We start from the raw sequence: 23,427 nt of genomic DNA, 5'->3' as shown, positions 1-23,427 counted from the left end.
GAGAAAGGCGGAATGTGACCATGCAAACGAATCGCGCAATACGCAAGGGGGCCGCAATACTGCTCGCCTCCGCAGTGCTGCTGGCGAGCGCTGCATGTGGTTTCGGCAATCGGCGCACTACCACGGATCCTCAGCCTAAGGTGGTGGAGAAGACTGGTGTGATTACGGTGGTGTCGTCGATCAACCAGTGGGGGTCGTTGGCTGCGCAGATCGGCGGCGATGATGTGAGGGTGACGTCGGTTTTGGCGTCGACTGGTGTGGATGCGCATGATTTTGAGCCGAAGACATCGGATTTGCGGGCGTTGGGTAAGGCGGAGATCGTGGTGGCCAATGGCGCGGATTATGATTCGTGGGCTACGAAGTCGTTGTCTCGTAATGTGACGGTGGTTTCAGCTGGGCAGACCGTGGGAGCGACGAAAGGCGACGATCCGCATCTGTGGTTTTCGAAGGACGCCCGTTCGAGTATGGCGCAGGAGTTGACGGCGGCGTTTTCGAAGGCACGCCCTGCGAAGAAGGCTGCGTTCAAGAAGCGGTTGAAGCAGTGGCAGCAGCAGGAGAAGGCGTTGGATGAGACGATGCGGAAGTTCGCGGAGGGGCATGGGAAGGCTGCGTATGCGGCGACTGAGTCGGTTGCGTATTATCTGATGTCTGATATGGGGTTGAAGGATGTGACTCCTCAGGGGTATCTGCAGGCGGTGATGAACGGCGGCGAGGTCGCGCCGGGTGATTTGCAGGAGTTCCAGGAGTTGTTGGAGGGCAAGAAGGCTTCCATGTTAGTGAATAATCCGCAGGAGGCTTCGGATGCGACGAATATGTTGACGGGTACCGCGCGTAAGGCGGAGGTGCCGGTGGTGGATGTGAGTGAGCAGATGCCGAAGGAGTATGAGTCGTTGACTGACTGGATTTCGGCGTTGGTTGATGGTATTGCCACGGCGGTTGACCCGGAGTTCGGGTGTGCTGTGGAGGATGGCGACGGTTCGGACGGTTCGGAGTCTGACGCCGATTCGGATGGCGATTCGAAGAGCGACGATGCGAAGGATGCCGGCTCGGGTGACGCTTCGGGTAGCGCTTCGGATTCAAAGGACGCCGGTGATTCCGCCAAGAGCGGCAAGAGCAGGAAGTGCTCGGGTTCCGGCGATACCGGCGCGAGCGGCAACAACGAGGCCAATACGAAGAGCGACGGCACTACCGGCGACGGTAAGAACTAGCGCCGGCTGACGCTGGTCGAATGGGCGGCGGCCATTCCATGCGGGTTCGTGTGGAGCGGCCGCCGCCGTGTTGTTTGTGCATGTTGTTTGCGCGGAGCGGCACGGGGCGCATGGGGCGGCCGATTCGTTCTGACGGTGTTCGGCCGGCAGCCATGCGGTTAGGCGGTGATGGCGTGCCGGCGTTCGCTTCCCCGGAATGCCGCCGCCCGGTTCCGGTGGCGTTCCGGGGAAGCAAGCAATGCCTTTCGTTCCGGCTGTGCCCGCAGATGCCTTCGTCCGTAGAAGCCCACTTCCACAGATGTCTGTATCCCGCCCCGTGAAGAACCATCGTCACCACCCATATCTCACCACCCATATCCACTGTCGCCCCGCCAACTTCCGCTATCTCGCTTATATGTGGCAGATCTCGGCTTCCGGAATTCACTAGGTGGCTTATAGCTGGCATGTAATCCGGAAAACCGCAAGTATCCGCCTTGGAACCCCAGCGTTCATACTCGGGGTTTCGCGAATTGGACGCCATCTATAAGCCACCTAGCACATCAGCGCCCGTGAAATCTGCCACATATAAGCGAGATGGCCTCCAGTGAATCTCCGACAGCCCACCAGTCAAAACTTCCGCAGGGTTCGCCCGAACGTCCAGACGCCATCACGACTCACGTCATCCGGAATCCCTCACCTCCGCCCCCACCACCAACAAGAAGAAACCGTCACCGCCTTAAAGCCTTGGGTCCTTCCCCCTCCGCGCCCCACCACTCCCTTATTGAAAACGATTGTCAACATCGTTTGGGATAATCCAAGCATACGAATCTTCAGGAACGCCAATGCCAAGGAGCTGCAATCGTGTCAGACCAGACCGCCTATGCCATCGAACTGAACGACGCCGCGGTCAGACGCGGCGACCGCACGATCTGGCAGCATGGCACCTTCGCCATCCCCACCGGATCGGTGACCGCTATCGTCGGCACGAACGGCGCGGGCAAAACCACCATGATGAAAGTGGAACTCGGCCTGCTGCCCCTATCCCACGGCACCGTGACCGTCCTCGGCGTCCCGGCCGGACAGGCCAACAAGTCCATCGGCTACGTCCCGCAGAACTACGCGGCCGACATCGAATCGAACCTCACCGCCGAACAATCGGTGCTACTGGGGCTCACCGGCACCCGATTCGGCCTGCACCCCACCACCCGCGCCCAGCGCGCCAAAGCCTACCAGGCCATGGAATTCGTCGGCATCGCGGACAAGGCGAAATTCCGCCTGTCCGAACTCTCCGGAGGCCTGCGTCAGCGCGTGGCCATCGCCCAGGCCATCGCCTCCGATCCGAAACTGCTCATGCTCGACGAGCCGCTCGCCAACCTCGACCTTGCCTCGCAACGTTCCGTGGCACATCTGCTCAACCAGCTCAACCGCGAACTCGACATGACCATTCAAGTGGTCGCACACGACCTCAACATGCTGCTGCCTATCCTCACCGGCGCCGTCTACCTGCTCGACGGCCACCCGCACTACGCCGACATGCGCCAGGTCCTCGATTCCAAGCTGCTCACCCACCTGTACGGCACCAACGTGCAGGTGGTCACCACACCCCAAGGCGACATGTTCGTCACCCCCACCCCCGACGAACCGGACGACGGCACCCAGGACATGCACACCGCCGACGAGCTCGCACGCATGCACCGGCACACGCAGGCCAGCCACGATGGCGAGCGCGGAACGCGATAACCCGCGCAGACGCCGCGTGTAGTGTTCACGACGAAGCGAATCCGAACGCGGAACAGTCGGCGATACGACACGCGCAGCGTTTCCGACACGCGCGACATGCCCAACGCAACGTATGTGGACACCGCCGCACGCCACTCGTCCAACCGCCCATCCAACCACTCATCCAGTCACTCATTCAGCAAACCAAGGACTCCTCATGACCAACATCGATTTCAGCTTCGACCCGAACTGGATGGACACGCTCACCACCCCGTTCATGACGAACGCCTTCATCGCGGGCCTGTGCATCGCGCTCGCCGCCGGCGTGATGGGCTATTTCACCATCGTGCGCCATTCCACGTTCGCGGCGCACGCGCTGGCGCACATCGGTCTGCCCGGCGCGACGGGCGCGGTGCTGCTCGGGTTGCCCGTGTCCCTTGGCATGGGCGTGTTCGCGTTGGCCGGCGCTTTGGTGATCGGCGCGTTGGGCAAGCGTGTTTCGGAGCGTGAGATCGCCACGGGCACGGTGTTGGCGTTCGCCACCGGTCTGGGCTTGTTCTTCGCGCGACTGTCGTCGTCGGCCTCCTCGCAGATGCAGTCGATCCTGTTCGGTTCGATTCTGACGATCACCACCGGGCAGGTCATCGGTTTCGCTGTTTTCGACGTGCTGCTGGTCGCGGTGCTTGCCGTGATCTACCGTCCGCTGCTGTTCAGTTCCCTGGATGAGCAGGTGGCGCAGGCCAAGGGCGTGCCGAATGGTGTGATGAACGTGGCGTTCATGGCGATTATGGCCGGGGTGATCACGATTGCAGTGCCGGCCGTGGGCACGCTGCTCATCTTCGCGCTGGTGATCACGCCTGCCGCGACCGCGAATATCCTCACCGGCACGCCGTTCCGGTCGATGGTGGTGTCCGGACTGCTGTGTCTCGCCGCTATTTGGGGCGGGCTGGTGATCTCCGCGATGTTCCCCGCTCCTCCGAGTTTCATCATCGTCACCCTGTCCACACTGTTCTGGGCGATCGCCAAGGGCATCGAGGCCTGGCGCCGCCGCTAGGCGAACCCCCGACTGCCGACGAGCCGTGACATCACACGCCGCACGCCATCGAATCCGCGAACTCTGCTAAGGTGTGTCCCTTGTGCCGTTTCCCGATCAGGGCTTGATTCCGGGTGGGGCGGCGGATGAAACAGGAGTAACGGAACAGAGAAAGGACGGCGATGGCAGACGTCGAGAAGAACAGCAAGAACACCAAGAATGTGAACGGCGGGCAGGACGCTCAGGAGAAGAAGGCGAACCATCACGCGCTGGTGATCATCGTGGCCGTGGCGCTGGTGATCTGCCTGTGCGCAGGCGGCTGGTTCATGTGGAACAAGCAGCGTTTCGCCAATGCGAAGGCGCAGTGCGCGGAAACCTCCGACACGCTGCGCGTGGCCATGAACGAGTACAACAATCTCGTGAACAACGATGCGAACGACGCAAGCGACATCACCGCCGATCAGGTCAAGGACCCGAAGACCGTCAAGGCGCTGGCCAAGGAGCTTGAGGCGCAGGCGCCGGAATACATGGCGTGCGCCGCCGAAAGCATGAGGGAGTACAACGAGGTCACCGATAAGCTGAACGATCAGATCTCGTGGTACAAGAGCCACACCGCCTCGCTTGAGAAGGCCGTGAAGGCCGTGGAAGCCTCCCGCAAGTAAGGGAAGGAGGGCTGCCGCACAGGTTACGCGCGGGCGGCACGCACACGACCGGCAACACGAAAGGCCGTGGACGAATGAGAGCGATTCATTCGTCCACGGCCTTTCGTGTATCGGCTCCGCCAACGTATCGGCGGCACCGTTCAGGTCCTACCCTGGCTTCCTATTCGTCTTCCACCAGGGTGTCTCTTACCGGAGCGTCGTCCACCAGCGCGTTGGCGATGGCCGCGATGCCCTCGCCCCTGCCGGTGAAGCCCATGTGGTCGGTGGTGGTGGCGGTCACGGAAACCGGGCATCCCGCGATATCGGACAATACGGTTGCCGCTTCGGCGCGACGCGGGCCGATCTTCGGTCTGTTGCCGATGATCGCGACGGATGCCGAACACGGCACGAATCCGTGGGAACGCAGATAATCGATGGTGTCGCGCAGCATGTCGGCGCCATGCATGCCCGCGCCGCACGAATCCTTCCCCACACCGAACAGCGAACCGATATCGCCCAGACCGGACGCGGCAAGGAACGCGTCGATCAGCGCGTGCACCGCCACGTCACCGTCCGAATCGCCTTCGATGGCAACGCTCCCATCATCCCAACGCAATCCGGCGAGCCACAGCTCACGCGCCGTCGCCGGGCCATCACCATCGCAACCGCCGTCGCCGCTGTCAACGCTCACAAAACGATGGGCATCGAAGCCCTGGCCTATACGCATCCCCATATTCACCGCCTCCAATCCGACCGACGAATCCAATCGAGGAATCCGCCGGAAAACAAAAGAAGGAAGCGCCTTCGGCGACTTCCTTCCCTCTTCGCGCCACGTCCACGGCACCCTACGGCACCGTGGACGCGCGGCTCACTTCTTCTTCGACTTCTTCGAAGCCTCCACGCGGGCCAAAGTGTCCTTAGCGGCCTCCTCCGGCTCCTTGGTGTGGTGCTTCTCGTCGCCCGGCTGAGCGGGCTGGTAACCCAAATTCACGTCGAGCAGGCGCTGGGCCTCGTCCTCTTCGATCTTCTCACTCAGCGCGATCTCCGAGGTGAGGATGGAACGGGCCTTGGTGAGCATGCGCTTCTCGCCCGCGGACAGGCCGTGCTCGTCCACGTCGCGCTGCGCCAGATCACGCACCACTTCGGCGATGTTGTTCACGTCGCCGGTCGCGATCTTCTCGACGTTCAGCTTATAGCGTCGGGACCAGTTCATTTCCTTCTCGATGATCGGGGTGCGAAGGATCTCGAACACCTTGGCCACCTCGTTGGCGTCGACGATGTCACGCACGCCGACCTTCTTGGCATTATCCACCGGAACATTGATAACCAGACCGTCGGAGGAAAGCACCGACAGCTCCAGATATTCGCGGGTCACCCCTCGTACCGTCCGCTCGGTGATGGCCTCAACCCTTGCCGCGCCGTGACGCGGATAGACGACCATATCGCCGACCTTGTATCCCATGAAACCTCCGATTGAGCTTGAGCGGACACACAAAAAACCTGAACGAGTATGCCATAGCCGCTGGACTTGCGAAAAAGTTCGGAAAAATTGCACTACGACGCGCCAAATGTTCCATTTTCAAGCGTTCACGCCGTACACTAATGAACATGAGCACTAATACGAACATCAATGACGATATCGTTGCCGTCCCGGTTAACCAGGGCGACCTTGATCAGGTAAGCAACACTGCTTTCTACAACCCTCACGCCATTCTGGGCGGTCACCTCGCCGAAGGCGAGAATGCCAAGTACACCACGGTCCGCGTTTTGCGCCCGTTTGCGAAGACGGTCACCATCGTCACGCAGGCCGGCGAATACGCGGCAACGCACGAGTTCAACGGAGTTTTCGTCGCGGTCATCCCCTCCACCGTCAACGAGGACGGCGGGTATTCCGTGCCGGACTACCGTGTGAAGGTCGCGTACGACGGCGTTCCCGAAACCGTTCAGGACGATCCGTACCGTTATCTGCCGACCGTCGGCGAAATGGACATGTACCTGTTCGGCGAGGGCCGCCACGAACGTCTGTGGGATGCCTTGGGTGCGCATGTACGTGAATATGAGGATCCGATGGGCGGCGTGGACGGCACACCGGGCGAGAAGGTCACCGGCGTCTCCTTCGCCGTATGGGCGCCGAACGCGCACGCGGTGCGTGTGATCGGCAGCTTCAACGGCTGGAATGGCCGCTGCCACGCAATGCGCGCGCTCGGCTCCTCCGGCGTGTGGGAGCTGTTCGTCCCGGGCGCCAAGGCCGGCGACGTGTACAAATACCAGATCCTCAACGCCAATTGGGAGTGGATCGACAAGGCCGACCCCATGGAGCGTTCCCACGAGATTCCGCCGGCGACCGGATCGATCGTGGTGGATTCCAAGCATGAGTGGCATGACGAAGAGTGGATGGCCCGCCGCGCCGCCACCGATCCGCACAACGGCCCTGTCGCGATCTACGAGCTCAACGCGCTGAGCTGGCGCAAGGACGTGAACAACTACCGCGAACTCGCCGACAAGCTCGTGCCCTACGTGCAGAAGATGGGCTTCACCCACGTCGAGTTCATGCCGCTGGCCGAATACCCGTTCACCGGCTCCTGGGGCTATCAGGTCACCGGCTATTACGCGGTCGATTCCCGACTGGGCGGTCCGGACGACTTCAAATACTTGGTCGAGAAGCTGCATGAAGCCGGCATCGGCGTCATCATGGACTGGGTCCCCGCGCACTTCCCGAAGGATGATTTCGCTCTCGGCCGATTCGACGGCACCCCGCTGTACGAGGATCCGGACCCGACCCGCGGCGAACACCCGGACTGGGGCACGTACATCTTCAACTTCGGCAGGCACGAGGTGCGCAACTTCCTCGTCGCCGACGCCGGCTTCTGGCTGGACGAATACCACATGGACGGCCTGCGCGTCGACGCCGTGAGCTCCATGCTCTACCTCGACTACAGCCGCAAGCCCGGCCAGTGGCATCCGAACATCTACGGCGGCCGTGAGAATCTGGAGGCCATCGACTTCCTCAAGGAAGCCAACGCCACCGCGTACAAGAACAACCCCGGCATCATGATGATCGCCGAGGAATCCACCGCCTACCCGGGCATCACCGCTCCGACCGACGCTGGCGGCGTGGGATTCGGCCTCAAGTGGAACATGGGCTGGATGCACGATACGCTCCAGTACCTGCATGAGACGCCGATCAACCGCAAGTGGCATCACGACGAGATCACCTTCTCCATGGTGTATGCCTACTCCGAGCGTTACGTGCTGCCGATCAGCCATGACGAGGTCGTGTACGGCAAGGGTTCGCTGTTCGGCAAGATGCCGGGCGACAACTGGCAGAAGTACGCCGGCGTGCGCGCCCTGTTCGCCTACCAGTGGGCACACCCGGGCAAGAAACTCACCTTCATGGGCAACGAGCTCGCGCAGTGGGGCGAATGGGATCACGACAACTCCATCGACTGGGATTGCCTGAACTGGCAGGAGCACATGGGCGTGCAGCGTCTCGTGGCCGACCTGAACAAGCTGTATAAGGAAACACCGGCCATCTGGAGCCAAGACTTCACCCCCGACGGTTTCCAATGGCTCACCAGCGACGACGCCGACCACAACACCCTGAGCTTCGTGCGCATCGGCACGAAGGGCGAGGAATGCGTCGTGGTGGTGAACTTCTCCGGCGAGGCATGGTCCGACTATCAGGTCGCACTCCCCCACGGCGGACGTTGGAAGGAAGTACTCACCACGGATTCCACCGTGTACGGCGGTTCCGGCATTTCGAACGGCACGTTCGAAGCGGACGCGGGCGAATACCATTCCCGCCCCGCTTCCGCACGAATCACCGTCCCTGCGCTCGCTGCGGTATTCTTGAAGCCGGAAAACTGATATATCCAGCTGAAAGGCAGCTAACGAAATGCTCAACTCAACAGCACAACAGCAGGCTCAGTCCCGCACCGTGCTGGTCGTCGAAGATGAACCGACGCTGGCCACAGCCATCGCCCAGCGCATCACCGCCGAAGGTTGGTCCGCACGCGTTGCCGGAGACGGGGCAAGCGCCGTTCAGGCGGCGGCTCAGCTGAGACCGGATTTGGTCATCATGGACATCATGCTGCCGGTAATGGACGGTCTTGAAGCCACGAAACGTATCGTGGCCGACCGCCCGGTACCGGTGCTCATCCTCACCGCACGCGACGATGAGGCGGACAAGGTGATCGGTCTGGGCGCCGGAGCCGATGATTACATGACCAAGCCGTTCTCCATGCGCGAACTGATCGCCCGTTGCAAGGCGCTGCTGCGCCGGGTGGACCGAGCAAAGGTCATCGCCAAGAATGCGGAAAACGAGAAGGTTCTCGACTTCGGCTCGCTGATCATCGATCCGGCACAGCGCACCGTCAGCCTTAACGGCAAGGATGTTCACCTGACGCCCACCGAATTCGACCTGCTGGCGACCCTCGCCCGAAAGCCGAAGTCCGTGCTCACCCGTGAGAAGCTCCTCGAAGAGGTGTGGGATTGGGTGGATGCCTCCGGCACCCGTACCGTAGACAGCCATGTCAAGGCGTTGCGACACAAACTCGGCCCTGACATGATTCGCACGGTGCATGGCGTAGGATATGCCTTTGAGCCGCCATCCGACGGCGAATAAGGCTTCTACCCAAGGTTGTTGATGAACGTCAAACAGCGTAAACCGCGCTTCCAGGGCGCACGTCGTACCGGCGTGCGCCCTATCTTGTTCCTTCGCTCCCTCAAAATGGAACTCAGTGCCCTGATCGTGATCGCCACGGCGATCGCGTTCCTGGTGTGCTGGATCCTGCTCAAGCTCGATCTGAGCTGGTGGATCGCCATGCCCCTTACACTGGTGGTGGCATTGAGCTTCACCTATACGTTCTCCCGCGGTCTGACCGCACGCCTACGTCAATTGCGTGACGTTGCCGAGGCCATGGCGAACGGCGACTACAGCGTGCGCGTGCCGATCGACGATTCCAGCCACGACGAGGTGGAGCAGTTGGCGCGGTCGTTCAACGAGATGGCCGCCGAACTGCAGCATGCGGACAAGATGCGCATGGACATGATCGCCAACGTGAGTCATGAGCTGCGCACACCTGTTTCCGCCCTGCAGGCACAGGTGGAGAACATGGCGGACGGTGTCACCGAGCCGACACCGGCGAATCTGGAAAGCATTCTCAACCAGACGCACCGGCTAAGCGATCTGATCGCGTTCCTGCTGGATCTGAGCCGCATGGAAGCCGGAGCCGCCAGCCTGGATATCGAAAGGTTCAACTTCGCCGAGTTTCTTGACGACACCATCGAACCGCTGGAGATCGCCGACGGTGGGCATGCGCATATCATCGAAATGAACGTTCCCGACGACATCATGATCGAAGGGGACCAGGATCGTCTGCGCCAGCTGTTCACCAATATCATCGGCAACGCGTTGAAGCACTCCCCCGACGGCACGAATGTGCTGGTGGAGGCGCATGAGGATATTCCGCATGGCACTGTGGTGACCAACGTGGTGAACTTCGGCTCGCAGATCTCACCGGATTCACGCTCCGATATCTTCCGCCGATTCGTCCGCGCCAAAACCGGCCCAGGCACGGAGTCCGGCGGTACTGGACTAGGCCTGTCCATCGCACGGTGGGCCGCACAATTGCATGGGGGCACCGTTCAGGTGGTGGACGATTCCCGAGGTGCCAATTTTGAGATAGTGCTGCCCAAATACCATATTGTGGGGTAACATATGCTCTTGGGAAGAGTAGTACGAGAAGGCAATTGAGGGCATCCGCAATCACATCACGTAATCATATCCTGTCACAAGTGCGTCTTCGGTAGGGACAACGGCGTCCCTACCTTCTTTTTATCCGTTATATTTTCTTGTTGTATTCGTGGCCAACCGTCGAAAACCGATTCCCGCCGTTTCCTTGTCGTGCCGCTTGTTCATCGTTTTCCGTCCCGGTCTTTTTTCGCTTATTTCCTACGTCCTGCAGCTGGCATGTTAACCGGCTAGAACCGAACTGCAACATGAGCATACGGTTAACGGCAACAAAAAAGGCCTCCCGAGGGAGACCTTTCATGCTATGGCGATTGCCACGTAGATTCCTCGACGCTGAATCGTGTCAAATCGACATCTCCCATAGCGTCGACCATCAACGGCAACGCATCATGAGACAGATCGTGCAACGCATCCACGGCGGTACGGATGGCGGCGACATTACCACCGTACTGCGGCATGCCGCTCATCATACGCCAGACGGGGTTGCTGGTATTGGCATAGGCGATGCCGACATGCCTATCAAGATTCCTGACCGTACTGTCAAGATTGGCGATAGACCACTCGTCAGTGAGATTCACGCCGCTCAGCGAAGACACGCTCTCGGCCGCCGTCTTGACCTCTTTAGCTACAACGGCCGCGGAAACCGCGAAATATACGCCCAGCAGGATGATGGCGGACAGGATAACCGCCATGATGAGCAGTACCGCTTCGCGGACACGACGCCGTATGCGATGCCTTCGATGACGAGCGCTCTCCCCTAATCCGGGGACATCATTTGATTCGTTCAACCCGCCGCGAGCAACGCCACCGGTACCGGTTTCCCGGTATCGCCAGACAGCTCTTCCATACTCAATTCTTCGATCTCTGCCACTCTTCGATCTCTGCCACGCCGCCACTGTACCAGCAAGGGTATCTTCTCTTTCTCTCAGGCATCACCAACCCATAGAGTGAAAGCCATGCATATACTGTTCGTCTGCACCGGCAATATCTCCCGCTCGCCCATGGCCGAGATTCTCGCCCCTCATATCTTCAACGAACCAAGCCTGGAATTCTCCTCCGCAGGTACACACGGGCTTCATGACTATGCCATCTCGTGGAAAGCCGAGCGTCTGCTGCAGCGCAACCATATCAGCCAGATGACCGTCGACGCGTTCCGTTCAAGACGGTTGACCGCCGCCATCGCCGCGGCGGTGGCCTGAATTCCTGCAAGCAGGCGTACGCCCAGTCACGCACGCTTCGCAACGCACAACGGCCAGCACTGTAACATTCGTTCAGGTATGACGAGTCCCCGCTCCAAAAGAAACGGGGACTCGATCAGTTTGGAATCACTTGTCACGACAAGTCGTCAGGCATATGGCGCGCATTCGTGCCATCACTTGCCACGCCTGTGCGAACGGCGGCGCTTCCTGTCTTTCTTGCTGTCTTCCTTGCCGTACTCGCCCTTGTAGTACGAACCGTAGTAGTAATAGTTGCCGTATCCACGGTTGCGCTTCTCGTCGGCAAGGTTGAACACGTAGCCGAGCAGTGGCACGTCGAGATCGCGAAGTTCGTTGACGGCGCCACGCAACGCGCTCTTATAGGTCGTTCCACGTGCGGAGATCATGACCACGCCGTTGCCCATCTGGCCGAATACGGCGGCATCGTTCGCCACGGACATGGGCGTGGTGTCGATGATCACATAGTCATACTGCTGCACGGCCTGATGCACCAGTTCGTGCATGATGCGGGAGTTGAGCAGCACGGAGGCGTTCTGAATACGCGGACCGGCGGGCATGATATGCAGGTTCGGCTTCCAGTAACGCTGCACCACGTCCTTGACGCTGGCCTGATTGCTCAGCACATGAGCAAGACCGACGCCACCTTCGAGACCAAGACGCTTGGCCACGGACGGGTGGCGCAGATCGGCGTCGATGAGCAGCACGGATGCGCCGTTCTCCGCGAGCGCGGCCGCAAGATTGCATGACACGGTGGTTTTGCCTTCGGACGGCATGGACGAGGTGATTACGATCAGGCGGCCCTTGTCGCCGTCTTTGGAGGTGACGAACGACAGGTTGGTGCGCATGCGGCGGAATTCCTCGGCGATGGGGCTGTCCGGCTTGGTAACGATAACCGGCTTGGTGACGTTAAGCACTTCGTCCTTGGGAATAATGCCGGCGATGCTGCCGTTGGGGTCGATGGACTGCAGGTCCATGAGGTCCTGCAGCTTGCGGGCCAGCAGGTCGCGTACAAGTGCCGCGAAGATGCCCAGTACGATGCCGGCGACAACAGCCACGGCGATGTTGAGCTTGGTGTTCGGCGAGCTTTGGGAGGTGGGTGTCTTGGCTTTCTGTACCACGGACAGTTTCACCATGGACTTCTTGCCGGAGGCGTACAGCTCGGAGGAGACCACTCTGGAAAGGGATTGCGACACTTCGTTCGCCAGCTGCGCGGACTGTTCCGGGCTGGTGGCTTCAACGGAGACGTTGAGCATGTAAGTGTCGGTGGGGTTGGTGGCGGTCACCATGGCGGCAAGATCGTCGGTGGTGATGGAGTTGTCGTTCAGTTCGTCGATCACCGGTTGGAGCACGGCCTCGGTTTTGACCAGATCCGGGTAGCTCTTGAGCTGGGTGGCGATGTAGGTGCCGGCTGTGCTCTGGCTGCTCACGCTGCTGTCGAGCGCGTCGGCGGTGGTGTTGTTGTAGCTGGCGAACAGCTGGGCCGTTGCCGTGTATTTCTTCTGCGCGGTCAGCGTGTATGCGGTTACGCCGACGACCACGAGAACGAACACCAGAATCGCTGTGAACATGTGCTTGCCGACGATGCGGATCAGATCCATCAGGGTCATGCCTTCGTCTGCATCCGATTCTGATCGTTCCGCGAGAACCACATTCTGCGGGTTTGCATCGATACGGTTCTCCGGGATAAGAATGCTGTTTTGTTGGGCTTTGTCTTCAGCCACGCTTCTCTCCTGTCTGACTGTCTCAATCATTCACAGTTTACGGACACGGGGGGATTATTTTCAGCAAAACCGGTTTTTGCATCAACACTTTCATAAGCGCTCACCGCAAGCGTTTACGCTTGTGTGTTCGGGGGTTCAGACGGTGAAGCGCAGGTATGCGCGGTCGTCGAAGGAGTCGAGCCCTGGTTCGAAGCCTTTGGTCGTGGGGAACGGCTGATGAGATGCGGGTCGCTGGCTTTGAGTTCCGCGAGCGCCCTTTCGGATTGATCAAGCGTGGGTTCGAGGAAGGGGTAGCCGTCGCTGGCGAGCACTATGTCGTCGCCGAGGGCGATCATGACGGTGAACACGGGGTGGTGCTGGCCGGAATATGGATGGCGATCGGCTATGTGGGCGCCGGTCTGTTGAACTGCATCACCATCATCGGCATTCCGTTCGGCATTCAATCATTCAAGATGGCCAAATTAGCGCTATGGCCGTTCGGCTCGCAAATCCGCAGCTTGTAAAATCACTTCAGATCACTTCACCCAGCATAGACGGCCATCGACTGCCGTCTTGCATATAAGTATCGAGGTGCTGTGGTCCGAACAGGCCGTGACCACTGCACCCTCAGCAACGAAACACGTCTCATTTCGCTTATGGCAGCTCCAGAGCGGCAAGGCTCAAAAAACTGAACAGTCGCATTACCTACCCAAATGATTGCTAATGTCAGCCGCCTTGTGGACAGGTTAAAGAATACTTGCGATAGCGGCTTCTCTAACTGTACGTTATCTAGAAGAAGACATCCGTACCCCGTCAAATACGGTTACTCGCGCAGCTTGCTTACCGCGAAGATAAACAATGGCAGCGCGGCGAACGCATAGTTCTCGCACTGGATATACAGGTACACGATCAGGACAAGCCAGCAGATAACAGTCTTGCTCCAAACACCATGCTCGGCAGCTGCAGTATCGAAGACACGCGTCATGGAAACTATGGAAGCGATGACCAGCAGAACCAGGCCGATCAATCCGTATTCGGCGATGATGCTGGTGTAGGCACACATCGTCCATACGGTGTCCGCATTCATGCCGGCCGCAAATCCTGTGGCCGCGCCGCCGTTCATGCCAAGACCATTTAGTAGCTGCTCGGCCTTGGATGCGCCAGCCCACACGGCGTTGATGATGTTGCCCGCGCCATAACCGGTAAGCAGGGTCCATGGATGGGTAAGCAGGCCGCAGAGCGGATCGAGACTTTGGTAGATTCTCGCAAAGAACGAACCGTCTCCCTGCGCGCCGTTCTCGGCTATGGAAGACAGTCTGGAATCGGCGAGCACACCCAGCAGACCAAGCAGGCATGCTCCGGCAAACTGCACCATGCCACGCAGTCGTTGCTTCCGATCATGCCACGTGTTGTGCACGATGATGGCGATCAGCAGCGCCACAACGGAGTCGATGACGATTCTGGTGCCGGCCTGCATCAGCATCGTGCCGATCGCGTAGACGACGATGAGGTCACGCAGCCGTTTGGCATAGATGCTGTCGCGACCTCGCATCAGCCACATGAAGGGCAGCAGTATGCCGAACAGGTGCATGCCGATATAGCTGGGTTCCGCGAACAGGAATTGCGGACGGCCGCCGCCCCACACCGAACTATCGGTGATGTACTGGCGGTACATGAGATGCGAGAAATAGTTGACAAGCGGCTCGAACCGCAGATGGATGGAGAACCATTGCACGACGCCCACGGCGAAGGAGCACCAGTAGGCCGCGATAAGCAGCCGGATCGGCATGTTCCAGGGGATGCGTTTGATATGGAAGGCGATGACAAGCGCGCCCAACGTGGCGAGCATGCCGAGGAGCCCGGTGAGGCTCATGAATGCGGCGTTGAAATGAATGCCGAAGCGCAGCCACCCGGGAATGGACAGGATGATGCAGGCGACCGGCAGCAGGAACATAGGCAGATACTTCACGGCTACGATATGCAGCTGCCGCCAGTTGCACAGGCAGTAGACGGCGAATAGCGCGGGACTGATCGGCGACCAGAACGGCGCGTACAGGCCGAGCGTGGTGCCGTCCACCGGGAGAAGCGCGATGCCCAGCAACAGCCAGATGACGTTCCGATCCTGCGTCGCCAGGAATCGCAGCATTGGGCGATAGGAAACGGCGCGCCCCGCCGATTGTCTGCCGCTCGCTTGCGCCTGTGCAGCGGCATCATCAATTGCGACACCAGCCTTGGCCTTGGCAGCCACTTCGCATTCACTATTGTTCGGTCGAATCACACGCGCCCCTTTCCGTAACCAACCCTACTCGACATTGCACTATATGCACCCATTGATTTCACCGAGCAACGGATGATATTGCCGCAACGATTCACGGCTTCAAATGTTCATTCGAACATTAACAGAACATGGAATATCATAAAAAGACAACACGCTTAATGTTATCTTTTTTCAACCGCCTGACAATTGCCATAAACCCAGCCATGACAACGATTCACAAAACCACAGTACACAAAAAGTTCATTTTCCAACCATTTCACCTTCTATATGCGTGGTAGCATCAATAGCGAACACAGCAAGCGTTCACCTCACACAACACAAACCAGTCATACATAATGTTCATTTGCGACTACAAACGAACATGCATAATGCACATTATGCGCGGCTCATAGAAAGGCATTATCCATGGCAAACGAGAAAACCGTCATCACCGTGAATCTCGACATGTTCGACAAGGACGCCGACGCCAAAACAGCCGAAGCCAACAAGGTGGCGAAAAACCTGGGCATCAGCGATGAAGCACTCGCCAAGGTAGAGAATTTCAAGCAGGAGCTCACCGATCATGACGCTTGGGATCTGCCGTTCATGGGCTATGTGAACGAGGACGGCTACGGATACGCCTACGTGCCGGACGCGGCCATCACCATGCATCCGTATTGGGACGCCCACAAGGAGTTCATGAATCTGCCGGATGACATGCAGACCGCATTCGCCATCCGCATGCTGTTCACCCACCGCCCCGTCGACCGCTACGGTGCCGACATGTTCCTGCATTACCACCGCGGATTCACCGTCAACTTCATTGGCGAAGGCGCCAACAAATACTGATCGCCTCAAGCACCGGTTGCTTCAGCTCAAGCCGGCAGCGGCAAGGGCGCCGTCTGCCGGCTTTCCGAACTCCCTGAAATCCCAAGCAACCCCGTAGCGCATTTGATTGGCGACACCTTGGATCCGCACTGTTTTTAATACTCAGCTGTGCTGACCACACGCGTTCCCTTGTTGTCGGAGCGACATGGTTATATGGCTCAATTCTCGTTTGCGCCGGTCGCCGATTCTGGCGACGGTGCTGGGCTATTGGCAATGAGCACATGCAAATTCGATCCCCTGTGCAGGGAGGCAGTTCCGCTGCCTATGCGTGCCAGGCTTCCCGATAGTCCCCGTCGATTGCCACGTTTGCGCTTGCAATGAATTTCCTGAATTCGTCGATGTGCGTCGCGTATCGGCGACGGAATTGTTGAGCCAGTCGCACTTTCTTATTATCCGAGAGTTCTTCAGATACGTTGTGCAGCGCATGTTCCATGTTTCGAGAGAAGAAATACATGGAGTACGGTATGCCGGTTCCTTGATATGTGATTATCCAAATAACAAAAACGAATATACAATGCATTCAGAAGCCCCTATTTGCGATTTATGCATCAAATGTAGAACCACACTAAAGCCCGAAGAAAGGAACAAAGTCTCTCAAGTCTTCATTAGAGCATTGTTTGATTTATCCGCATATGAGCAATACGCAATTCCATATAGATAGCTCTCAACAATAATTAAAAACAATAATGGCAATGATTCAGAAAACGCCAATCAGTAGGATGTGCCGGTGATTTCGATATGAAGAATCAGCGCGCGCAGGGTCAGCGATCGCACAGATTTTTGGATTATCGAGAAACGTTACGTGACACAGGGAGATAGATGGGAATGGAGGAATACTAGAAGTCAGTTTTAAGCGAGGACTTGATAAGACGTTATCCACGCCACCCTTGGATGGAAAATGTTTCAGTTACTCGAGCGCGCCAGCCCGACGTATTTGTCGACGCCGAGCCTGGCGCGGAGGTAATGGTAGCCGTTCGATACGACTCCGCCCCTCGGAACCGAACCCGCAAAGATCCGTTTATTCAATCTTCAAAAAGTCTGCGTTCCACTGTACGTATCGCTCGCAGAAGCAGTATTATCAGCTTTGGATGTCCATTTTTTAATCAAATCAACATCGTCGGAATCAGGACGCGAATACGGTTCATAATCAACTTTGATGAGTGAGGGAAGACCGAAAGCGCGACCAGTCAACACGGCTTCGCCTTTACCTAAAGTAGGAATTCGTGATTTGGAGAACGCGTCAAGAGTTGGCATCGTGTTCTCCATCATTTGCAAATCCTTGTCATTCACTAACTTATGAACGATATAGTTATGAATCTGAGACATAATTGTTGGAGAAATATCTGCTGGACGTTGAGACGCAATCGTAAGGAAGAAACCATACTTTCGGCCTTCTTTAATCATTGACTCAAAAGTCGACAGACGATAATCTTCCCAGATATCAGAATGAGATGATTTAAAAGAATTAAGAATATTATGCGCTTCATCTATTATTAGATGAAGCGAAACACTGTTCGAATCTTTCTTTTTCCGCTCATAGAACATCTTAGCAATTAACAATGCAAAGGTTTCTTTATATTCCGCATCAACGTTTTTTAAGTTGAAAACAGTGATGCCTTTTAGATAACACCCACTAGCTCCTTTTATTTCAGCATACTTTTCTATGGAATTGACGACTCTTTCCATTCTTCCTACGACAGGCCTCAACCAATCAAGTTGCATGCCCATATATTTCGCGTCATATATTTTCTGAAATTTTATAAAATTCAAAAAAGAAACACATGGATTAAAAGAACTCACGCATTTTGCTAAATCTCGCTTCACAGAATCAAGTTTCAAATTAGAATACTTACACCCATCAATAGAATCCCCCTTGTCAATATACTCTTCTTCGCCATCCTCCAATATATACATTAAATCATTTTTAAATGTTCTAACGGTATCAAGCACATTCATACAATCAATTTCACCATTAGATCCCTCTTGTAAAATACTTCTCGCCACATCACGCCATTCTTCGATAAGGTCAATGCTGCAAGACGTTAAACATTTCTTTAAGAGACCTATTTCCATCGAAGCATATTCACGGTTTTCTCGCCATTTTTTTAGAGAACGAGCCAAAAAAGGCACTTGTGTATTCTCAGTCGCTTTAGCCAAAACTTTCAATGTATTTATATCAAAAAATAAATTTTCATCAATTGGAAATTTTTTCTTTACTCCATCATAAAGTTGAATATGATGGTCTTTAAAAGCCGAACCGCTTCCGTATTCACCATTGAAATCGATGACAACAAAGCTACTTTTCTCCAATGCCGGTGAACCATACCTCGAATTAAATAACTCAAGATACAGCTTGTGCAGGGTGTTCGATTTTCCACTTCCAGTATTACCGAAAATGCCAATATGCGAAGCAAAGAAATCATTCACAGGAATCCTAATTGGCTGATTCTCCATAAGAGAGCGCCCTATGATTACCGATTCACATTCTTTAACACCGCGAGAAAAAATATCCGCGATATCTTCAGAAGATGCGGAAACAAGAACATTACCCACCATAGGGACGACAGCACCTGTTAAAGAAAAGTGTCCATCTTTGATCACACCCTGAGATCTGACTTTCACTATTCTCTGAATAGATTGTGCATGGAAGCGATTATCAAATTCTTTTGAATTAATGGTATTCAGCTGATCTCGCACTTTTTCCGATAGAACAGTCACAACAATGCGATTCCGCCCCTGCTTAAGAATCGCATATGCTCCAACCTTTATTCCGTTTATCTCCTCACCATCCATAAAGAAAGAAGTACCATTAGTTACGTTGTACATGCCAATAGTCGCCTCATCGGCATCAACTGACACAACAACCCCAAGTTCTTTTTCACTCTGCTCCACAATTTCCTCCACCATTACGCACAATTTAATTCGCCAGTAATTATTTTGTTTAAATTACTCAAATTTAAACGATTGAAATCTTCACCAGGGAAGACAAAATCTTTTGGACTTAAGAAGTATAAATTGTTCCTTAAACCACAATTAGTGAGATTTTTTCTAATTGTTTCAACGTCAGCATCTCTATATGCCACAACGACAACCATTAGCGCACGATTCTCCAACGCTCTTTTCAACGCCTTGGCAATATGCCCATCACCAAATGAAAAACCATGCACTATCAGTATCGAGCCATTCTCCCAACTCGCCGACATTTCATATTCAAAATAGCGCAGCATTTCATAATAGTGCTTTTTTAATGTTGTGTTCTCTGGTTCTTGACCATTAGGCGCCACCATTCCTTTTCCAGACACATCAATGTCCTCAACGACATTATTTTGAATCTGAATCGCATCAGCAGAGAGTTCGTTCCAATTTACAGATCCATGAATTTTAATAAGATTAATTGCTGGTAACTCATCTATATAGTTATCAAAACGACCTCTATAAGCAGTCATGGTATCAAAATTTGAGCTATCTAATAGTCTCTTAAAATATCCTCTGGCACCATCATTAAATACAAAAGGAACAGACCCTCCTTCTCCATAAATTTCATCAATTGCTTCTTCAATGAATAAATCATAATTTGTTGAAAAAATATTAATATTTTTATGCAATTCTCTCGAATTCACATTGTTTAATATGGAAAGAATATTATTCATAAAACATTTATATTCATTTGCAGTGCTTTGTATTTCATGAAATTTTGTTTCAACAAAGTCTTGCACAGCTTGTACACCACCTTGCCCACAAAAGTGATTATATTCTTTTTTAAGCGGTGAATTCCACCTGCTATCTTTAGATTCCACCCATTCAATAAATAAAGCAGGATCATGCGCTATTAAAGCCTTATTTCTTTGCACTACTTCTTCCAGCAAATCTTTAGGATCATAATCATTCATTAGAGGCATACCAGGAGCAGACGTACCCGAGCCGAAGAAGAAACTTGTTTTCTTTTCTGCGATCCAATCCGGAAGGTGCTTAATAATTTCTTTATTAGACATTGCCATTTCGCCGCTCCTTAAACCCATTCTTAACAATCAAGGCTAGCACTCCACAATAATGAATAATTATGGCCTTTCGCTGTTTGGTGTGGGTAAATCCGGTCAGGCGGTGACTGTTTTGAGGTCGAGTTTGCCGCAGGTCGGGTAGATCATGGTGGAGAAGTGGTCCATGTTCCTGAAGCCGCGGGCGCGGGCCTTGACGTGTTGGATGATGCTGTTGAGCCATTCGAGGATCGCGTTCGTGTATGGTCGGTCGAAGTTCGTCCCAGCACCGGCGGAACTGTCTGGCGAGGGCCTTCATCGGTTCCAACCGGGAACGCATCATCCACGAGCACAACGACTTGAACCCCGCCTCCGCCTCCATCCGGCTGGCGCTGTCGGCGTAGATGTCCTGCAGGGTCTCGCGCATCCCGCACGCCCGTGCGGTCTTCAACCGTTGTTTCGCCAGATTGCGCTTGACCTCCAGCTGCGGATCCGTCAGGCCCGCCTCGTTCCTGAGCCACACGTACTTCGTGTTCCTCAGCACCGGCCTGTCCCTGGCCTCGGCCTTCCTGACCTTGTCGACGGCCTCGTTGGCGTGCTTGATGACGTGGAACTTGTCGATGATCCTATGCACGTAGGGCAGGTGCTCGCGGATGCCCTTGTATTTCGTCAAATCGAGGTGGACGCTTTCAGCACTTAATCTGAACACCTTCGGCGTTCAAGTTGAACGCCGTCGACGGCTGGTCCCTTGTTTTGTTGTTTGTTTGGTTTATCTCATGAGGGAGTGTTTGTTCCGGTAGGATTCGCCGTGGAAGCGGAGGATCCTGCCGTGGTGGACGATGCGGTCGATGACCGCGGCGGCCATGTCCCCGTCGCCGAACACGTCGCCCCATCTGCCGGACTCGAGGTTCGAGGTGAAGATGATGCTGCGGGTCTCGTAGCTGTCCGCGATGACCTGGAACAGGAGGCGGGCCCCGTCGATGTCGATGGGCAGGTAGCCCAATTCGTCGATGATGACCAGCCCGGCCTTGCCTATCGACTTGAGCTCGGCGTCCAATCTGTTGTCGTCCTTGGCTTTCCTCAAGCGCATGACCAGGCTGGAGGCGGTGAAGAACCTCACGGGTATCATGCGTTGGCATGCGAGCATGCCGATCGCGATGGCCAGGTGGGTCTTGCCGCAGCCGACGTCGCCGTAGAGCACGAGGTCCTCGGCCCGGTCGACGAATTCCAGGCTTTCCAGCTGTTCGCGGCCCCAGTCGGCGGGGAACGAGGCCATGCCCCGGTCGTATCCCCCCAGGGTCTTGCTCTGGGGGAACCCGGCCTGTTTGAGCAGCCGCCGCCGTTTGGATTCGGCCCGGCTCGCGTTCTCCTTCTCGAACAGGTTGGCCAGGAAGCCGAGCTGGCCGGGCGTGGCGTCCTCCAGGGCCTTCTCGAGCACGCTGTGTGTCAACGGCAGGTTGCGGGCGAGGCCCATGACCTGTTCCGGCGTGGCCTTGCCAAGAACGCGGCCGCCGCGCTGCCGCGGTTTTTGCTGGCTCATTCGGCCTCCTTCATGCATTTGTCGTAACGCTTCAAATCCTGCCCGCCTTCGGTTCCCGCACCCTCGAGGATGCGTTTGGCACATGTGCCGATCGCCGCGCGGTCGACGGTCCGTCCCGCGTTGATGACGGTTTCCACCGCTTTGACCGTGGCGGCGAACCCGCAGTCGGCGGCAACGGCTCGGATGTCGTCGAGCAGATTGGAGCGCGTGCGTGCGTCCATGCGGTCGAGCAGGACTCGCACGGTTTCGGGGAAATCGTTCCTGATCGGGCTTTCGCCCCATATGCGGGGCTTTCGCGCGATGATCGCGAGCAGGCTCGCCGGATCCACCTGGGTTTTCGCCGAATGGCCCCAAATCCTCTCCAGCGTGGTGATCGTTTCGCCGTCGGGGCCCGCAGTTCGATCTCGAAGACGCGCACCCCGGCCTGCAGGCGCATGGAACGCCATTTCGGTCCGGCCAGATACCGGTTCGCGTCGATCGTGACAGCGCCGGTCTTGTCGGCCTTCACGCTCCTCCAGTCGCACGGGTCGAACCGCACGCCGGGCAATGGAAGCATGTGGTCCTTCTCCGCCTCGAACAGTTCGATCACCGGAACACCATGCCGGTAGTGATCCGATCCGGCGACGCGTTCGCACTCGTCAAGCCACACGCGCGTCAGCGTTTGGAAGCTCTCGGCCGACGGCATCGGCACCATCAGGTTGCGCCTGACGAAGCCGACGGCGTTCTCCACACTGCCCTTCCCGTGGCCGGAATACGGGTCGCGGAGCCGCGGCTCGAACCCGTAATGCGCGCAGAACAGGGAGAACAAGCGGGTCCGGGCGGCCGTGCCGTCCGGCCTGCGATGGCCCACGCCGGTGGCGTTGTCGAACACCACCACCCTAGGCGCCATGCCCATGCGCTCGAAGATCCACAGCAAACCCTGGCACACGCGCTCCGAGGTCTCGCCGGGAAGGGCGACCACCCAGCGCATGTTCGAATACGGGAACGACACCACCAGGAAATGCACCACGCGTTCGACTCCGGCGATCACGGCCCTGGCCTGGCCGAAATCGACCTGCGCGCTTCCCGGCGCCCACTCCAACTCGGCGAAGCCGTCCGACTCCATGCGATGCTCCCGCCGCCAGCGCTTGACCCAGCGCTGCACCGACGAATACGAGCCCGTGAACCCGCACTCCGCCACGAGCCGCTCGTACACGCGCGTCGCGGTGTGGCGCTGCTTGACGGGCATGCGCAGATCCGCGGCCGGCCAGCCATCCACGACGGCCGCGTACCCATCGTCGACCAGCGACCTGCCCGGTCGGGCGGCATTCGATGGCCTGGGCGAATAATCCCCATGGTTGGCGTACCTGACCACGGTCGTGCGCGATACGCCGAGTTTCCGCGATATCTCCCTGTGGCTCAAGCCCTGGCGGTCGAGCTGCCTGATACGCTGTCGGACACACACCGGTGTCGTCATTTCCTTTCCTCCCGGGAACCATCAGTTTGGTTGACAGGCACTCGGGAATCTACCAAGGAACCG

The 23,427-nt window shown here is 56.6% G+C and carries 17 protein-coding genes and 3 pseudogenes; 10 read left to right on the top strand and 10 right to left on the bottom strand.

Going from position 1 to position 23,427, the window contains the following annotated elements; genetic code table 11:
• Positions 1 to 20: 20 nt before the first annotated feature.
• The 4 genes from BUB29_RS03645 to BUB29_RS03630 all read left to right on the top strand — a co-directional run bounded on the left by BUB29_RS03645 (position 21) and on the right by BUB29_RS03630 (position 4,601).
• Entirely contained in the window at positions 21 to 1,208 is a 1,188-nt protein-coding gene (locus BUB29_RS03645) for a metal ABC transporter solute-binding protein, Zn/Mn family (RefSeq protein WP_051914867.1), read from the top strand.
• 840 nt (positions 1,209 to 2,048) lie between these two features.
• Positions 2,049 to 2,927: an ABC transporter ATP-binding protein gene (locus tag BUB29_RS03640; protein ID WP_033521729.1), complete on the top strand. Its 879-nt coding sequence runs from the start codon at positions 2,049 to 2,051 to the stop codon at positions 2,925 to 2,927.
• A gap of 196 nt (positions 2,928 to 3,123) precedes the next feature.
• Positions 3,124 to 3,960, top strand: coding sequence for a metal ABC transporter permease (locus BUB29_RS03635; RefSeq protein ID WP_033521731.1), 837 nt, complete (start codon positions 3,124 to 3,126; stop codon positions 3,958 to 3,960).
• A 161-nt stretch (positions 3,961 to 4,121) separates the two neighbouring features.
• Positions 4,122 to 4,601: a flagellar basal body-associated FliL family protein gene (locus BUB29_RS03630; protein ID WP_051914865.1), complete on the top strand. Its 480-nt coding sequence runs from the start codon at positions 4,122 to 4,124 to the stop codon at positions 4,599 to 4,601.
• A 160-nt stretch (positions 4,602 to 4,761) separates the two neighbouring features.
• Here the strand turns inward: BUB29_RS03630 and ispF are convergent, their stop codons facing one another.
• Positions 4,762 to 5,313, bottom strand: a complete 552-nt coding sequence (gene ispF, locus BUB29_RS03625; protein WP_051914900.1) for a 2-C-methyl-D-erythritol 2,4-cyclodiphosphate synthase — start codon at positions 5,311 to 5,313, stop codon at positions 4,762 to 4,764.
• A 135-nt stretch (positions 5,314 to 5,448) separates the two neighbouring features.
• Positions 5,449 to 6,042, bottom strand: coding sequence for a CarD family transcriptional regulator (locus BUB29_RS03620; RefSeq protein ID WP_033521733.1), 594 nt, complete (start codon positions 6,040 to 6,042; stop codon positions 5,449 to 5,451).
• 146 nt (positions 6,043 to 6,188) lie between these two features.
• Here BUB29_RS03620 and glgB point away from each other — a divergent pair, with 146 nt between their 5' ends.
• The 3 genes from glgB (at position 6,189) to BUB29_RS03605 (ending at position 10,296) form a co-directional block, all read left to right on the top strand.
• On the top strand, positions 6,189 to 8,447 hold the full coding sequence (glgB, locus tag BUB29_RS03615) for a 1,4-alpha-glucan branching protein GlgB (RefSeq protein ID WP_033521735.1): 2,259 nt from the start codon (positions 6,189 to 6,191) through the stop codon (positions 8,445 to 8,447).
• Positions 8,448 to 8,475: 28 nt separating this feature from the next.
• Entirely contained in the window at positions 8,476 to 9,204 is a 729-nt protein-coding gene (locus BUB29_RS03610; RefSeq protein WP_033521737.1) for a response regulator transcription factor, read from the top strand.
• Between the two features lie 105 nt (positions 9,205 to 9,309).
• The gene (locus tag BUB29_RS03605) at positions 9,310 to 10,296 is read left to right on the top strand and encodes a sensor histidine kinase (RefSeq protein ID WP_407640912.1); all 987 of its coding nucleotides are present in this window, start codon (positions 9,310 to 9,312) and stop codon (positions 10,294 to 10,296) included.
• Positions 10,297 to 10,634: 338 nt separating this feature from the next.
• Here BUB29_RS03605 and BUB29_RS03595 read toward each other — a convergent pair whose 3' ends face one another.
• On the bottom strand, positions 10,635 to 11,024 hold the full coding sequence (locus tag BUB29_RS03595; RefSeq protein ID WP_033521741.1) for a hypothetical protein: 390 nt from the start codon (positions 11,022 to 11,024) through the stop codon (positions 10,635 to 10,637).
• Positions 11,025 to 11,288: 264 nt separating this feature from the next.
• Between BUB29_RS03595 and BUB29_RS03590 the strand changes: the two genes are divergently transcribed.
• Positions 11,289 to 11,531 carry an arsenate reductase/protein-tyrosine-phosphatase family protein gene (locus BUB29_RS03590; protein WP_051914863.1) on the top strand — a complete coding sequence of 81 codons (243 nt, stop codon included), beginning with the start codon at positions 11,289 to 11,291 and terminating at the stop codon, positions 11,529 to 11,531.
• A 173-nt stretch (positions 11,532 to 11,704) separates the two neighbouring features.
• On the opposite strand, the gene BUB29_RS03585 is transcribed toward BUB29_RS03590, so the two are convergent.
• Positions 11,705 to 13,156 carry a tyrosine-protein kinase domain-containing protein gene (locus BUB29_RS03585; RefSeq protein WP_407640911.1) on the bottom strand — a complete coding sequence of 484 codons (1,452 nt, stop codon included), beginning with the start codon at positions 13,154 to 13,156 and terminating at the stop codon, positions 11,705 to 11,707.
• A gap of 464 nt (positions 13,157 to 13,620) precedes the next feature.
• Between BUB29_RS03585 and BUB29_RS03580 the strand changes: the two are divergent.
• Positions 13,621 to 13,773 (top strand): annotated as a pseudogene (locus BUB29_RS03580) (YccF domain-containing protein); the annotation flags it as partial.
• Between the two features lie 299 nt (positions 13,774 to 14,072).
• On the opposite strand, the gene BUB29_RS03575 reads toward BUB29_RS03580, so the two are convergent.
• The gene (locus tag BUB29_RS03575; protein WP_234945685.1) at positions 14,073 to 15,527 is read right to left on the bottom strand and encodes a hypothetical protein; all 1,455 of its coding nucleotides are present in this window, start codon (positions 15,525 to 15,527) and stop codon (positions 14,073 to 14,075) included.
• Between the two features lie 405 nt (positions 15,528 to 15,932).
• Between BUB29_RS03575 and BUB29_RS03570 the strand changes: the two genes are divergently transcribed.
• A complete protein-coding gene (locus BUB29_RS03570) occupies positions 15,933 to 16,355 on the top strand; it encodes a hypothetical protein (protein ID WP_033521743.1) in 423 nt (140 codons plus the stop codon).
• 1,068 nt (positions 16,356 to 17,423) lie between these two features.
• On the opposite strand, the gene BUB29_RS03560 is transcribed toward BUB29_RS03570, so the two are convergent.
• From BUB29_RS03560 to istA, 5 genes and pseudogenes are all read right to left on the bottom strand, one after another.
• Positions 17,424 to 19,301 carry an ATP-binding protein gene (locus BUB29_RS03560; RefSeq protein ID WP_052109162.1) on the bottom strand — a complete coding sequence of 626 codons (1,878 nt, stop codon included), beginning with the start codon at positions 19,299 to 19,301 and terminating at the stop codon, positions 17,424 to 17,426.
• Positions 19,301 to 20,392, bottom strand: a complete 1,092-nt coding sequence (locus tag BUB29_RS03555; RefSeq protein ID WP_159430604.1) for an SIR2 family protein — start codon at positions 20,390 to 20,392, stop codon at positions 19,301 to 19,303. Before BUB29_RS03555 ends, BUB29_RS03560 begins: the two co-directional genes overlap by 1 nt.
• Positions 20,393 to 20,488: 96 nt before the next feature.
• Positions 20,489 to 21,083, bottom strand: a pseudogene (locus BUB29_RS09515) (ISL3 family transposase); the annotation flags it as partial.
• A gap of 54 nt (positions 21,084 to 21,137) precedes the next feature.
• On the bottom strand, positions 21,138 to 21,842 hold the full coding sequence (gene istB, locus BUB29_RS03545) for an IS21-like element helper ATPase IstB (RefSeq protein WP_407640910.1): 705 nt from the start codon (positions 21,840 to 21,842) through the stop codon (positions 21,138 to 21,140).
• Between the two features lie 62 nt (positions 21,843 to 21,904).
• Positions 21,905 to 23,364 (bottom strand): annotated as a pseudogene (gene istA, locus BUB29_RS03540) (IS21 family transposase).
• Positions 23,365 to 23,427 lie beyond the last annotated feature (63 nt).

The organism is Bifidobacterium merycicum DSM 6492, from assembly GCF_900129045.1.
In the GTDB taxonomy this organism is placed as follows: domain Bacteria; phylum Actinomycetota; class Actinomycetes; order Actinomycetales; family Bifidobacteriaceae; genus Bifidobacterium; species Bifidobacterium merycicum.
Note: the sequence above shows the minus strand (reverse complement) of the source record. Positions and strands in the feature narration are given on the sequence as shown.